The organism is Bradyrhizobium sp. SZCCHNR1043, from assembly GCF_032489675.1.
In the GTDB taxonomy this organism is placed as follows: Bacteria; Pseudomonadota; Alphaproteobacteria; order Rhizobiales; family Xanthobacteraceae; genus Bradyrhizobium.
Genome location: NZ_JAUEYN010000021.1, coordinates 20,612 through 34,833 on the forward strand (window position 1 = coordinate 20,612; position 14,222 = coordinate 34,833).

General features: G+C 66.6%; 12 protein-coding genes. 2 read left to right on the plus strand and 10 right to left on the minus strand.

Going from position 1 to position 14,222, the window contains the following annotated elements:
• Positions 1-110 precede the first annotated feature (110 nt).
• The 5 genes from hemA to QX039_RS30595 all read right to left on the minus strand — a co-directional run bounded on the left by hemA (position 111) and on the right by QX039_RS30595 (position 6,447).
• On the minus strand, positions 111-1,340 hold the full coding sequence (gene hemA / locus QX039_RS30575) for a 5-aminolevulinate synthase (RefSeq protein WP_315735934.1): 1,230 nt from the start codon (positions 1,338-1,340) through the stop codon (positions 111-113).
• 209 nt (positions 1,341-1,549) lie between these two features.
• Positions 1,550-2,608, minus strand: a complete 1,059-nt coding sequence (locus tag QX039_RS30580; protein ID WP_315735936.1) for an MBL fold metallo-hydrolase — start codon at positions 2,606-2,608, stop codon at positions 1,550-1,552.
• Between the two features lie 191 nt (positions 2,609-2,799).
• The gene (locus QX039_RS30585; RefSeq protein WP_315735938.1) at positions 2,800-4,938 is read right to left on the minus strand and encodes a HAMP domain-containing methyl-accepting chemotaxis protein; all 2,139 of its coding nucleotides are present in this window, start codon (positions 4,936-4,938) and stop codon (positions 2,800-2,802) included.
• 243 nt (positions 4,939-5,181) lie between these two features.
• Positions 5,182-5,916: a porin family protein gene (locus QX039_RS30590; RefSeq protein ID WP_315735941.1), complete on the minus strand. Its 735-nt coding sequence runs from the start codon at positions 5,914-5,916 to the stop codon at positions 5,182-5,184.
• Between the two features lie 219 nt (positions 5,917-6,135).
• Positions 6,136-6,447: a hypothetical protein gene (locus QX039_RS30595; protein ID WP_315735943.1), complete on the minus strand. Its 312-nt coding sequence runs from the start codon at positions 6,445-6,447 to the stop codon at positions 6,136-6,138.
• 287 nt (positions 6,448-6,734) lie between these two features.
• On the opposite strand from QX039_RS30595, the gene QX039_RS30600 reads away from it, so the two are divergent.
• Entirely contained in the window at positions 6,735-8,723 is a 1,989-nt protein-coding gene (locus QX039_RS30600; RefSeq protein WP_315735946.1) for a methyl-accepting chemotaxis protein, read from the plus strand.
• Between the two features lie 74 nt (positions 8,724-8,797).
• On the opposite strand, the gene QX039_RS30605 is transcribed toward QX039_RS30600, so the two are convergent.
• Genes QX039_RS30605 through QX039_RS30615 form a run of 3 tightly spaced genes read right to left on the minus strand, consistent with a single transcriptional unit; the run spans position 8,798 to position 12,601 of the window.
• Positions 8,798-11,062, minus strand: coding sequence for a xanthine dehydrogenase family protein molybdopterin-binding subunit (locus QX039_RS30605; RefSeq protein WP_315773771.1), 2,265 nt, complete (start codon positions 11,060-11,062; stop codon positions 8,798-8,800).
• Positions 11,052-12,110 (minus strand): xanthine dehydrogenase family protein subunit M, encoded by a 1,059-nt coding sequence (locus QX039_RS30610; RefSeq protein WP_315735950.1) that lies wholly within the window; start codon positions 12,108-12,110, stop codon positions 11,052-11,054. Before QX039_RS30610 ends, QX039_RS30605 begins: the two co-directional genes overlap by 11 nt.
• Positions 12,107-12,601, minus strand: a complete 495-nt coding sequence (locus QX039_RS30615; RefSeq protein ID WP_315735952.1) for a (2Fe-2S)-binding protein — start codon at positions 12,599-12,601, stop codon at positions 12,107-12,109. Before QX039_RS30615 ends, QX039_RS30610 begins: the two co-directional genes overlap by 4 nt.
• Before the next feature lie 196 nt (positions 12,602-12,797).
• Between QX039_RS30615 and QX039_RS30620 the strand changes: the two genes are divergently transcribed.
• The gene (locus QX039_RS30620) at positions 12,798-13,397 is read left to right on the plus strand and encodes a TetR/AcrR family transcriptional regulator (protein ID WP_315773772.1); all 600 of its coding nucleotides are present in this window, start codon (positions 12,798-12,800) and stop codon (positions 13,395-13,397) included.
• A gap of 18 nt (positions 13,398-13,415) precedes the next feature.
• Here the strand turns inward: QX039_RS30620 and QX039_RS30625 are convergent, their stop codons facing one another.
• Together QX039_RS30625 and QX039_RS30630 are read right to left on the minus strand one after the other, a co-directional pair.
• On the minus strand, positions 13,416-13,934 hold the full coding sequence (locus QX039_RS30625; protein WP_315735957.1) for a hypothetical protein: 519 nt from the start codon (positions 13,932-13,934) through the stop codon (positions 13,416-13,418).
• Positions 13,921-14,208, minus strand: a complete 288-nt coding sequence (locus QX039_RS30630; RefSeq protein ID WP_315735958.1) for a hypothetical protein — start codon at positions 14,206-14,208, stop codon at positions 13,921-13,923. Before QX039_RS30630 ends, QX039_RS30625 begins: the two co-directional genes overlap by 14 nt.
• Between the last annotated feature and the right edge of the window lie 14 nt (positions 14,209-14,222).

Genomic DNA, 14,222 nt, shown 5'->3' on the forward strand with positions numbered 1-14,222 from the left:
CCAGCTCAGCCGCGGGCGCGCGTAGCCCGGATGAGCGGAGCGATATCCGGGGTCCTATGAGCTGCCGAGGCGAACCCGGGTGTCGCTGCGCTCACCCGGGCTACGAAGGGCTACTCCGCCGCCATCGCCTTCTTGTGCAGCGAAAGGCCCAGCCGTTCCCAGACCTGCAGCAGGGCTTCGGCGAGGCGGTCGATCAGGCCGTCGTCGTGATAGGGCGAGGGCGTGATGCGCAGACGCTCGGCGCCCTTGGCGACGGTCGGGTAGTTGATCGGCTGGATGTAGATGCCGTGCTCTTCCAGCAGCAGGTCGGAGGCCTGCTTGCACTTCTCGGGATCGCCGACGAACAGCGGCACGATGTGGGTGTCGTTGGTCATCACCGGCAGGCCGGCGGCGTTGAGGATCGCCTTCACCCGAGCGGCGCGGTCCTGGTGGCGTTCGCGCTCCCAGCTCGACGATTTCAGGTGCTTGATCGCAGCCGTGGCGGCCGAGCAGATCGGCGGCGGCAGCGCGGTCGTGAAGATGAAGCCCGGCGCATAGGAGCGCACGGCGTCGATGATCTCGCCCTTCGCGGCGATGTAGCCGCCGAGGCAGCCGAACGCCTTGGCGAGGGTGCCTTCGAGGATGTCGATGCGGTGCATGACGCCGTCGCGCTCGGCGATGCCGCCGCCGCGCGGGCCGTACATGCCGACCGCGTGCACCTCGTCGACATAGGTCATCGCATTGTAGCGCTCGGCGAGATCGCAGATCGCCGCCAGCGGCGCGACGTCGCCGTCCATCGAATACAGGCTCTCGCAGGCGATCAGCTTCGGCCTGTTAGGACCGGCGGCGATCAGGAGCTGTTCGAGATGGGCGAGATCGTTGTGGCGCCAGATCTGGCGCTCGCAGCCGGACTGGCGCACGCCCTCGATCATCGAATTGTGGTTCAGCGCGTCCGACAGGATCAGGCAGTCGGGGATCAGCTTGGCGAGCGTGGCGATGCCGGTCTGGTTGGAGACATAACCGGAGGTGAACAGCAGCGCCGCTTCCTTGCCGTGGAGGTCGGCGAGCTCGGCCTCGAGCTGCACCAGGGGATGATGGGTTCCGGCGATGTTGCGGGTGCCGCCGGCGCCGGTCCCGACGCGGGTCGCGGTCTCGACCATCGCGCCGACCACCTTCGGGTGCTGGCCCATGCCGAGATAGTCGTTGGAGCACCAGATCACGACATTGCGTGGTCCGCTCGGCGAGTGCCAGGTCGCATGCGGGAACCGGCCGGCGATGCGTTCGAGATCGGCGAAGACACGGTAGCGACGCTCATCATGCAGGCGACCGAGGGCGGCACTGAAGTACTGGCTGTAGTCCATCACGAAACCCGAACTGGCGCGCTGCAGTGCAGCATCTAAAGTGAAGACCTCGCGGCATGCGTGGCGTGAGGTCTTCTTAGAGCGTTTCCAGAGCGGCTGTCGAGCCGGAATCCCACGGCGGGAATTGGGCGATTTGTCCAAGGGAGGAGTGATCTCGGCCGAACGGCGCCCGGATTGCGGCGACGCGGCGGCGGCACAGCTCCGCGGCCTCAGGTGGTGCGATAATGCAGCACGCCGTCGACATCCTGGCCGGTCAGCCGACCCTCGACCAGCATGTAGTTGACGTGGGCGATCAGCTCGCCGGCGGCAAAGCCCATCTGGTGCGGGTCGAGCACGTGCTTGTGGAACACGACCGGCACGAGCTGCGCCGAGGTTTTCGGCTCGTCGCGGCAGGCGTCGGCGATCATCCGGCAGCGCTCCTCGTGGTGGTCGGCGAGCTGCTTGATGCGCGTCTTCAGCCCGTAGAACGGCACGCCATGGCCTGGCAGCACCAGCACGTCATAGGGCAGGGTGGTGGTGAGGCTCGCCAGCGACGCCAGATATTCGCCGAGCGAGTTCTGGTCGGGCTCGACCGCCCAGACGCTGACATTGGGCGAGATCTTGCTCAGCACCTGGTCGGCGGACAGGAACAGCTTGTCGGCGGCACAATACAGCATGACCTGGTCGAGCGCGTGGCCGCCGCCGGTGATGACCTTGAAGCGCCGGCTGCCGATCTGGATCTCGTCGCCATGGGAGATGCGGCGGTAGGAGGCCGGCAGCACCGAGACGCGCTGCAGATATTCCTGGCCGCGGCCGAGCAGCTTGTCGGTCAGGGTCTCGTCCATGCCGTGGCGGCGGAAGAACAGCCGCTGGGCATCGCGGCGCTCCTCGGTGCCGCGGTTCTGGTGATAGACCGACTGCAGATACTCGACCTGCGACATCACCAGCGGGCAGTTGAAGCGCTCGACGATCCAGCCGGCGAGCCCGACATGGTCGGGATGCGAATGCGTCACGATCAGCCGGCTGATCTTGACGTGTTTGAGCGGACCATCGAGCAGCCGCGTCCAGGCGGCGATCGACTCCTCGTTGCCGAAGCCTGAGTCCACCGCGACCCAGCCGTCGCCATCGGCGAGCAGATAGATGTTCACATGGTTGAGGCGGAACGGCAGCTTCAGGCGCAGCCACAGCACGCCGGGCGCGACCTCGACGACCTGGTCCTCACCGGGATGCTGCTCCCAGGGATAGCGCAGGGCCTCGGCGGAGGAGTGAACGGTGTCTGTCTTCGTCATGCCTCATCGATTAACGGCCGCTGCGGGCGAGCGCCAGCCGAAAAACACATGGCAGGACGGCATTCCGGGGTACGGAAGGTGCTTCGGGTCGCGCCAGCATGACCTGCCTCGACGCCTTCTGCTTCGCCACGCCCCCATCATTCCGGGGCGAGGCCGCAGGCCTCGAACCCGGAATGACCGGCGAGTAGCAACTACGCCGCCCGGATGTTGGTCAGGAACGAATCGACCTCGGCGCGCAAGGTGTCGGCCTCGCGGCGTAGCGCCTCCGAGGCGCTGAGCACCTCGTTGGCGGAGGTGCCGGCCTGGGCCGAGGCGCTGGAGACGCCGGTGATGTTGTTGGAGACCTCGGTGGTGCCGGAGGCCGCCTGCTGGATGTTGCGGGCGATCTCGTGCGTCGCGGTGCCCTGCTGCTCGACGGCGGCGGCGATCGCGGTGGTGACGTTGTCGATCTCGGCGATGGTCTCGCCGATGTTGCGGATCGCCGACACGGCCGACGAGGCGACCTGCTGCATGCCTGCGATCTGGGTGCGGATCTCGTCGGTGGCCTTGGCGGTCTGGCTCGCCAGGCTCTTCACCTCCTGCGCGACCACCGCGAAGCCGCGGCCGGCCTCGCCCGCGCGCGCCGCCTCGATGGTGGCGTTGAGCGCGAGCAGGTTGGTCTGGGAGGCGATCGCCTGGATCAGGTCGACGACGACGCTGACGCGGCTCGCATTGTCGGCGAGTCCCTGCATCGTCGAGTCGGTGGCGCCGGCTTCCTCGACCGCCTTCTTGGCGATCTGGGCCGAGGTCACGACCTGGCGGCTGATCTCCGCGATCGACGACGACAATTGCTCGGTGCCGGCCGACACGGTCTGGACGTTGACCGAGGTCTCCTCGGCAGCCGCCGCGACCGCATTGACCAGCGAGTTGGACTGGTCGGCGGTCTGCGACATGCTCTGCGCGGTCGCCTGCATGGCCGTGGCGGAGTTCTGCAGCGTGCCGAGGGCGCTGCGCACCGTCGCCTCGAACGTGGCGATCTGGGCCTCCATGCGCGCGGCGCGCTCGGCCTTGGCGGCATTCTCGCGGTCCTGCTCGGCGGCCAGGGTACGGGCACGGACCATGTTGTCGCGGAACACCTGCAGGGTGTCGACCATCGCGCCGATCTCGTCGCGCTGCTTCGAGGCCGCAATCTCGGTGCCGAGATCGCCGCTCGACAGCGTCTGCATCGCCTGCTGCAGCCGCTTGATCCGGCGCAGGATGTTGCCGCCGACATAGAGCCAGACGAACAGCACCGAGCCGAGCAGCGTGGCTGCGCCGGCACCGGCCATGCCGAGCGTTGCCAGCTCGATGTCACGGCCCGCCGTGCTGGTGGCGCTTTCGGTCGACTTGCGCACGCCTTCGACGAGCTGCTGCACGCTGATGTCGAGACCGACATTGAGCTTTCGCGTCTCCTCCAGCACGGTCTGCCCGTAATCGTTGGCGTCGAGCTCCTTCTCGCGCGTCTTGAACACGCGGGCCTTGCCCTCGCCGAGTGCGGCGAGCTTCAGCGCGGCATCGTGGATTGCCTTGGTGCTGCGGCCGGTCGGCAGCAATTCGAGATTGGATTTGAGCTGCGCCAGCGCCTCCTTGAACTGCCGCTCGATCGTCTCCAGCGTGTCGCTGTCGTTGGCCGAGAGCGCGGCAGCCATCTGCGCCACCAGCAGGTTGCCGGACGCGATCACGTTGCCGAGCTGTTCGACGAACCGTGCGGCCGCCGTTGCATCGTCTGCCGACACCTCGGCTGCGCCGAGCACGGCGTTGAGCTGCGTCTGGGCATCTAGCATCGGCTCGTTGGCGGCGGCAGTGAAGTCCGCCTGCGCCTTGCGCAGCGCGTCATATTGCTTGTTGTGCAGGGCCGCCACTTCGAGCCGCTCGCGTGCGGCCGACACCAGGCTCTGATTGGCTTCGTTGATGTTCTTGATGGTCTCCGCGAGCGGCGCCACCACGCTTTTCGCGGCGCCGAGCGCGCTGATCTCGCTCAGGCGCTCCTGCGTGGTCTTCTGGATCTCCTGCATCTTCTTCAGGCGATCGTTGAGCGCGTCCTCGCTCTGGGACTGCAGCAGCGCCGGGCCGAGGCTGGCCAGGCCGGAGCTCTGCGCCAGCAATTGCAGGCTCGAGGTCAGGCGCGGAATCTCGCGGTCCGAGAGCTCGACCATGGTGCCGCCGACGTGTCGCAGCATCAGTCCCGCAGCGACGCTGATCGCGATCGCCATGCCGGCGATCACTGCGAAGGCTGCGAACAGGCTGCCGCGGACGCCCCATCCAGGTCGCAGGACTCCGAGCACCCTGCTGAAGCTGAACCGAATCGCCATCTCTGGTGTCCCCCGATATGCACTACTTGGAGCTGTTGCTTGCAGGCAGTATCGCGGCGGGCGGTTAACAAATCCGGGAAACTACTCGGGCAGTGCTGAGTTTTCTCGCATTTTCGCATTTCACCGTGCGGCATTTAACAGGACGGAAAGGATTGTTGGGCCGCGCTTTCGATAACCTATGACAGAAAAGGCCGGCATCGCTGCCGGCCTTCCCGTCGTTTGTTGTTATTTGACGCCTGCGGATCAGTAGCGGGCCGCGAGCGGAGCGCCCCAGTTGAAGCGGTAGTTCACGCCAGCCTTGAAGGTGTGGTCGTCGGTGGTGAAGCTGCCGGTCGGGACCAGCGCGGCGGGCGCCGTGAAGGTGGCGCTGCCGAAATTGTAGTACTGATACTCGGCCTTGGCCGACCAGTTGGGCGCGAACATGTATTCGAGTCCGCCGCCGACGGTCCAGCCGTTGCGGTGGTCGCCGTTGGTTGCGAAGCCGACCGGCGTGCCGGCGAACGTCACCTTCTCGTTGTTGTCGGAATAGGCGTAGCCGCCCTTCACGTAGAGCAGGCCCGGACCCCAGGTGTAGCCGAAGCGGCCGGTGATCGAGCCGAGGCCGCGCTGGCTGTTGGTGTAGACGAGGCCGCCAGGGAAGGCGGCGCCGACGCTGCCGCTCAGCCAGCTGTACTGGCCCTCGGCGCCGATCACCCAGGTCGGTGCGAACTGCCAGTCGGCGCCGACCTGCACGCCGCCCAGGAAGCGGCCGTTGGAGTTGTTGCCGGTGGCGAGGCCGGAGAAGTTGTTGTCGCTGGAGAACGCGCCGCCGAGATGGGCGCCGAGATAGAAGCCGGTCCAGTTGTAGATCGGAGCGGCATAGGCCGGCGGCGCCTTGGTGGCGTAGGGATAGGTCCGGGCGCCGAGATCGGCGGCGACAGCGGACTGGGCCGAGGCCAGCGCGGCGACTGCAACGGTTGCGAACAGGATCTTCTTCATGGCGGGTCTCCGATACTCAACTAACAAGGCTCGCGCAGCGCGCGCCGTCGATGGATCGGAGATAGATCGCTTTCGAATAAAATGCTGTCACTCGCGCAGCACACTGGCCTCCAACCCGACCTTCTGCGGGCAAAGGCTCTGGCGTAGTTAGCAATGCACTAACGAAGGCTGGAGCAGGAGCTGACGCCGGGCCTTGCTGTGCCGTCGCGGCACAACTGGTTAAGGCGCGTTAAGAGCTCGATGCAAGGCCGCGACTGCGTCGCGCAGCTGCTCGCGATGAATGATGTCGTCCTTGGGCATCGAAGCGATGCCGGCGGCGAGCTCGTGAAGGATCGCGGCGAGCAGTCCAAAGTTCAGATGCATATGGATCGATTTGCGGACGTCCTCGGGGCCGGGGCGCTCCAGGGTCAATGCCAGGCCAGATGATTCGAGATGGGCTTCGAACCGCGAGGAATGCTCGAACGTGCCGGCATAGAACTTGTCGGGATATTCGAGCGCGATCTCGGCCTTGTCCGGGATGGGTTTCGACATGGTGGCTCCTGAGCGGCGGTGCGCGGATGTTCGCAGATCCGCCTCCCGCCGCCTTGCGCCAGGTCATAGTGGGCAGAGCGCCTGCGTCCCCCGATCGAGTCGGGCCGGACCGCATTTCTACGGGGGCGGAAATTTACCTTACCCTGAGAAAAGGTTGTGCACGCTGATCAAATTGACGACTCGATGCCGGTCGTTCCGGACGGACCAGCTCCATGCAAGCGAGCGGAGAGGGCTCCGGCGGGGCGACGGCGGGTGCAGTCCACCCTCCAGCGAAATGTGCCGCCGACATGAAGATGCGTCTCTCCATTTCCACGTTCATTGCGGCTTTTGGCCTTGTGCTCGCACTCGGCTTCGGTGCGGTCGTGCTGACCAGCGCCTATGCGCTGCGCGAGCTCAAGGTCGGCGGGCCCCTCTACGACAAGATCAAGCTCGGCAATGATCTGGTGGCCGACATCCTGCCGCCGCCTGAATATGTGCTCGAGGCCTATCTCGAGGCGACCCTCGCACTCCGGACGCCGAAGGATCTCGACACGCATGTCAGTAAGCTCTCGCAGCTGAAGAAGGACTATGAGGATCGCAAGACGTTCTGGATCGGCTCGGCGCTGCAGCCTGATCTGAAGTCGCTGCTGGTCGAACGATCGGACGGTGAGGTCCAGAAATTCTGGCAGGCCCTGGAAGCCGAGTTGATCCCGGCGCTGCGCTCCGGCGACATGGCGAAGGCCGATGCCGCCTATGCCCGGCTGGCCGAAGCCTACGCCGCCCACCGCGCGGTGATCGATACGCTGGTCGACAAGGCGAACAAGCTGAATGCGGACATGGAGGCCACGGCGGCGACCCAGGATCGCAGCATCTCCATCGTCGTGTGGACCGTGTCCGGCATCGTTCTGGCTCTGGTCGTCGCCGGCATGTCGGGGCTGGTGATCGGCGTCGTCCGTCCGCTGTCGCGCATGACCGGCCTGATGCGGCGGATCGCCGAGGGCGATCTGTCGGCCGACATTTCCTATTCGGAACGCGGCGACGAGATCGGCGCGATGGCGGGCGCGCTGAGCATCTTCAAGACCAACGCGCTGGAGAATGCGAGCCTGCGCGACAAGCAGGAGCGCGACCGTTTGGCCGCCGAGGAGCATAAGAAGCGCGCCATGCTCGACATGGCCGACGTGATCGAGCGCGAGACCGAGACGTCCGTCGAAGCTGCGGCCGGCGCATCGCGCCAGGTCGAGGCCGTCGCCGCAGGCCTCTCGAAACTGGCCGAGGAACTGTCGACCGACGCGCAATCGGTGGCCGCAGCCTCGGAGCAGTCGCTCTCCAATGCCCAGACGGTCTCGTCGGCAGCCGAGCAACTGAGCTCGGCGATCCGCGAGATCTCGAGCCAGGTGGCGCGCGCCAGCACGATCACCAAATCGGCGGTGACGGAGCGCGAGAAGGCGAAGAACACGATGCTCTCCTTGTCCGCGGCCGTGGACAAGATCGCCGAGGTCTCCAACCTGATCGGCGGCATCGCCGAGCAGACCAACCTTTTGGCGCTCAATGCCACCATCGAGGCCGCGCGCGCCGGCGATGCCGGCCGCGGCTTTGCCGTGGTTGCGGCCGAGGTCAAATCGCTGTCGGATCAGACCGCCAAATCGACCGAGGAGATCTCGCGCCTGATCGGCGAGGTGCAGACCACCACGCAGGCGACCGTCGACGTCGTCGAAGGCATCGGCAGCCAGATTTCCGAGATCGACGAGGTCGCGGCCTCGATCGCCGCGGCGATGGAGGAGCAGCACGCGGCGACCCAGGAGATCAGCCGCTCGGTCCGGTCGTCGGCGAGCGCGGCGCGCGATGTGTCGTCCAAGATCGGCAATGTCGGCAGGGATGCCGGCATGGTCAACGATCGGGCCGCCGAGGTGCGCAACGCCATCGGCTCCGTGGCAACGGGCCTGACCTCGCTCCGTGCCACGCTGGTGAAGGCCGTCAGGACGGCGACCGCCGAAGCCGATCGCCGTCAGTCGCCGCGGTTGAAGTCGAGCCTGTCGATCAAGGTCGTCGACGATCGCAAGGGCGTGGTGAAGGCCGATCTGGTGGATATTTCCGAAGGCGGCGCCTGGATCAGGTTCGATCCCGAGCCGGGCATCGGCGATCGCGGTGTCATGGAGTTCAGCGGCTTCGACGGCCACGTGCAATATCGGGTCCGCGCCCGTGACAAGGACGCGCTGCATGTCGAGTTCGACCCCGGCCAGAATCGCGAGGCGTTTCTGGCGTGGTTCAGGCGGACCTTCGCACGGCAGGCGGCGTAGACGGAGCGCCGTCGCTTGCCTCCGCTCTCGGCCAAGAGAACGGAGGCTTCGTGCCGGTCCTCAACGCGCCATCGTCATTGGCGCGAGACCAGGTCGCTGATCCGCACTGGGAAGCGCCTGATCCGAATGCCGGTCGCATGCGCCACCGCGTTGGCCACCGCCCCGGCGGAGCCGGTGATGCCGATCTCGCCGACGCCCTTGATGCCGAGCGGGTTGACGAACGGATCGTGCTCCTCGACCGTGAACGCCTCGATCGCCGGGACGTCGGCATTCACCGGGACATGATACTCGCCGAGATTGGCGTTCATGATGCGGCCGCTGCGCCGGTCGGTGACGGCCTCCTCGTGCAGCGCCAGCGAGATGCCCCAGATCATGCCGCCGATGAGCTGGCTGTTCACCAGCTTCGGATTGATGATCCTCCCGGCCGCAAACGCGCCGACCATGCGGGTCACCCTGACCTGGCCGAGATCGGGATCGACCTTGACCTCGGCGAAGACAGCGCCATGCGAGCTCATCGCGTACTGCTCGTTGGCGGCGGGATCGGGCACGCCTGAGCCGGAGCCCTCGATCTCGGCGAGACCGGCGCGGGCCAGGATGTCGGCATAGCTCTCGCCGCGGCTGTCATCGTCGCGCCGCAGCAGCCGCCCGTTGCGAGCGATCACGCCGGCATTGCCGGCGCCGAACAGTGGCGAGCGCTCATCCGCCGTCGCAAGCCCGGCAAGCTTCGCGATGACCGCGGCTCCCGCATTGTGGATCGCGGTGCCCACGGTCGCCGTGTGGGCCGAGCCGCCGGCGATGCCGGCATCCGGCAGATCCGACGTTCCGGCCTTGAACGTGACCTGGTCGAGATCGAGCGCGAGAGAATCCGCGGCGATCTGTGCGAACGCGGTCCACGCGCCCTGGCCCATGTCGTGCGCGCCGCTCTCCACCACGCCGCTGCCATCGCGCCGGATCACCGCGCGCGCCTGGCCTGCGAACATCAGCGCATGGAACGTCGCCGTGCCCATGCCCCAGCCGACCAGGAAGCCGTCCTTGTCGCGCATCGTGCGCGGCTTCAGCGGCCGCTCCCACCAGCCGAAACGCTCCGCACCTTGCGTGTAGCACTCGCGCAGCGCCTTGGACGAGAACGGCTTGCCGGTGGCCGGCTCGACCTCGGCGTAGTTCTTGACCCGGAAGGCGAGCGGATCGAGGCCGCAGGCCTCGGCCATCTCGTCGACGGCGCTTTCCAGCGCGATCGAGCCCGGCGCGATGCCGGGCGCGCGCACGAACAGCGGCGTGCCGGTGTCCATGCGCACCGCGTCATAGGTGGTCGCGATCGCCGGCGCGGTATACAGCGTGTGCGTGACATGCGCCGCCGCCTCGTAGAAATCCTCGAAGCTCGAGGTCGCGATCCGCGCGTGATGATGGATCGCCGACAATTGTCCCGCGCCGCTTGCGCCGAGCTGCAACGTCTGCCGGGTCGGCGAGCGATGGCCGAACGGACCGTAGAGCTGCTCGCGGCGCACCACGAGCTTCACCGGACGTCCGGTCAGCTTCGCGGCGAGGATGCCGAGGATCTGCGGTCCCGCGATGAGGCCCTTGCCGCCGAAGCCGCCGCCGAGATAGGGGCTGCGGATCAGGATGCTCTCCGGCGCGATGCCGAACAGCTCGGCGAGGCGCCCGCGCATCATCACGAGGCCCTGGGTCGGCGTGTCGATGACGAGGCGATCGCCCTGCCATTCGGCGACGATCGCATGCGGCTCCATCGCGTTGTGATAGTGCGCCGGGGTCTCATAGGTCGCGGTGATCTGCCTGTCGCTGCCCGCCAGCGCGGCCTCGACATCGCCATGGTAGCTCTCGGCAGGAAATCCCATGCCGACCACAGGCGGCACGTAGGCGTCGCTGGCGTCGAGCCCGATGCGGGCCGGCTCGACTTCGTAGCGCGGGGACAGCAGAGCGGCGCCTTCGGTCGCTGCTTCCAGGCTCTCGGCGACGACGAGCGCGATCGGCTGGTTGGCGTAGCGCACGCGATCGTTCTGCAGCGCCTCGAACCGGAACGCGAACGGATTAGGCTTGCCGTCGGGATCGGCGTGCAGCGGCGGCCGGTTGGCGGAGGTCATCACCTCGACCACGCCGGGATGCGCCTTGGCGGCTTCGACGTCGAGCGCGACGACGCGGCCGCGCGCGATGCTGGAGACGGCGAGCACGGCATAGAGCAGGCCGGGCGGATTGTTGTCGGCGGCGTAGCGTGCCGTGCCGGTGACCTTGGCGCGGCCATCGACGCGCGACAGCGACTGGCCGATGTTGGAGCCGTGTCTGATATGGGCGGGATCGCGGGAGAGATTGAGCTCAGGCGTCATGAAGCACTCCTGGAACGGAGGAGAAGGGAGAGGCCGGCAACGCCGGCATGCGCGACGGCGTGCCGTGGGCCGCGGCGGCAAGCGCGCGCACGATCAGGCTGCGCGCGAGCGGGATCTTGTAGGCGTTGTCGCCGGAGGGCTTTGCGTCGTGCAGCGCCGCCTCGGCGGCGCGTTCGAACAGGTGCGCATCCGCGGGCTGTCCTGCGAGCAGCGCTTCGGCCTGGTGGGCACGCCATGGCTTGGCAGCGACGCCGCCGAGCGCCAGGCGCGCCTGCTTGATGCTGCCGTTCTCGATCACGAGACCGGCTGCCGCCGAGACGATCGCGAACGCGTAGGAATTGCGCTCGCGGACCTTCAGATAGCGCGCGTGCCTGGCGAACGCGCGCGACGCCGCGGGCAGCCGGACCGCGACGATCATCTCGCCCGGCGCGAGCACGCTCTCGCGCTCCGGCGTGCTGCCGGGCAACAGATGCAGCGCCTCCAGCGCGACCTCGCGCCGGCCCGCTTTGCCTTCGATCTCAACCACGGCATCGAACGCCGCCAGCGGCACGCAGAAGTCGGAGGGATTGGTGGCGATGCAGGCCTCGCTCCAGCCCAGCACAGCGTGCTGGTGGTTGTCGCCGCCGCGGGCGTCGCAGCCGGCGCCAGGCGTGCGCTTGTTGCAGGCCGACGCCGGGTCGTAGAAATAGGCGCACCGCGTCCGCTGCAGCAGATTGCCGCCGACGGTGGCCGCATTGCGCAATTGCGCCGAGGCGCCGGACAGCAGCGCTTCCGCCACCGCCGGAAAGTCGCGCGCGAAGCCTGAATCATGCGCGAGATCGGCATTGCGCACCAGCGCGCCGATCCTGACATCGCCATTGCCGAGCGTCTCGATGCGCGTGAGCTCGGCGAGATGCGAGATGTCGACCAGCCGCGCCGGCCGGACGACATTGCCCTTCATCAGATCGAGCAGGTTGGTGCCCGAAGCGAGATAGGCGGCGCCGGGTGCGCCGGCGGCGGCAATCGCTTCGGCGACGCTCGACGGCTTCACATAGTCGAACCGGTTCATGCCGCGCGCTCCTTCGTATCAGAGAGCGTCGCCTGCGCGTCGAGCACCGCCTCGACGATACCGACATAGGCGCTGCAGCGGCATAGATTGCCGCTCATGCCTTCGCGCACGCGCTCGGGATCGGAGCCCGCCTGGCCTTCGTTGATGAGCCCGACCGCGCTCATGATCTGGCCCGGCGTGCAGAAGCCACATTGCAGGGCGTCATGATCGATGAACGCCGCCTGCACCGGGTGCAGCTGGTCGCCTTGAGCAAGTCCTTCGATGGTGGTGATCGCGGCGCCGTCGAGGCTGACGGCCAGCGTCAGGCAGGAGTTGATGCGGCGGCCGTCGACCAGGACGGTGCAGGCGCCGCACTGGCCGCGGTCGCAGCCCTTCTTGGTGCCGGTGAGGTGGAGGCGCTCGCGCAGCAGGTCGAGCAGGGTGACCCTGGGGTCGTCGAGCGCAAGCGTTCGCGGCTCACCGTTGACGGTGAGTCTGACAGTCCGATTCATGCGTTGTTCCGATCGAAGCGATGGCCTAATCGGATCGCAGCGGGCACCGCCTTACGGGCGATGGTCCGTCCAGATCCAGCGACCGCGGGACGACAGCTCAGGAAAGTTGGCTGTCCCGGGTGGCAGGTCTATTTATACGGAGGGTTCCTCCGTTTAGCAAGGGGACATGAACGGTCCGTCATCAAGAGCTGGTGAGATGGAGACGAAACCACAAGAGCGGCCGCGCAAGCCGCGCGCCGATGCGCAGCGAAATCGCGAGCGCGTGCTGGAGGCCGCCAAGGCGGTGTTCAGCGCTGGCGGCGCCGAAGCCAGCCTGGAAGCGGTGGCGCGCCAGGCCGGCGTCGGCATCGGCACGCTGTATCGTCACTTCCCCACCCGCGAGGACCTGTTCGAGGCGGTGTACCGGCGCGAGGTCGAGCAGCTCTCGGAGCTCGCCGAGGCGCTGAAGAGCGAGCCGTCGCCGGTCGAGGCGCTGCGGCGCTGGCTGCGCTCGACGGTGCAGTTCGTCGCCACCAAGAAGGGCATGATGGCCGCACTGGCGATCGTCATGAACGCGAACTCCGAGCTCGCCGCCTATTCGCACGGCCATCTCACCCGCTCGATCGGCGCGCTGCTGTCGCGGGCCGTCGAGGCCGGCGAGATTCGCAGCGACATCAGCGCCGACGACGTCCTGCGTGCGCTGATCGGCATGTGCTACATGCACGATCAGACCGGCTGGCAGCAGAGCGTGCTGCGGCTGTTGGATGTGTTCGTGGATGGGTTGCGGGTGGGGAAGGGAAGAGTCAGCGAAGCGTAGTTGGCTTTCCGTCCTGGCTCAGCGGGGCGGGAATAGCAACAACGTCAACAATGTCAGGAAAGTTTCCTGGTTTTGGACGCGAGCGGCTTCGAAGCTCGCCAATGCAGCTCTCGCCATTCTGATGGCGAGCTGCGCATCCAGGGTTTTGACGCGGATCATCGGATTATAGTCGGCTTCATGGCGCTTCTCTTGCAGCTCCAGGACAGCGAATGCGAACGCTTGAAGGTTTGCTCCAAAGCCTCCAGAGGGCGCAAACGGGAGATATTTGGCGGAGAGCTTCGACTTTTTGATCTCCTCGCATAGCAATCGGAGGTCTCGATGATCCACGGCTCTATAGACGAGGGCGTATGAAGGTGTCCCTTGTTTCGTCTTGCCAACGAATTGATCTGCAGCGGCGATGAGCGTTGCATGAAACAATCCATAGTACGCAGCCGAAATTGCGCGACGGATGTTCACCTGCCGTGGTGGCCCCGCCGCAGGCGGAACGATCAACTGCTCAGCCTGCTGAAACAGATGCTCCGGATTAAGTATCGCCAACGGCCTCGTTCTCCGCCTCGTATTCGATCAGCGGAAAACGGTCCTCGCCTGCGGCCTGGAGCTGCTCTTGGATCTGGACCAGCGTATCCAGTACTGCTTCTCCCTCGATGTTGGTCCCTTGGATGGGGCTCAATACGATGGTGATCCGCAGCGCGTCACGGCCTTCGGAGTCCGCATAGGACGCCGTCGTGACGTCTGTTACCGCGGCGGAGCTGCTCAGATTCGCAGTGGCGACCTCGCGGGCGATCTTGGCGATTTTGGCGTTATCCAGCATTGTCGCAATATACG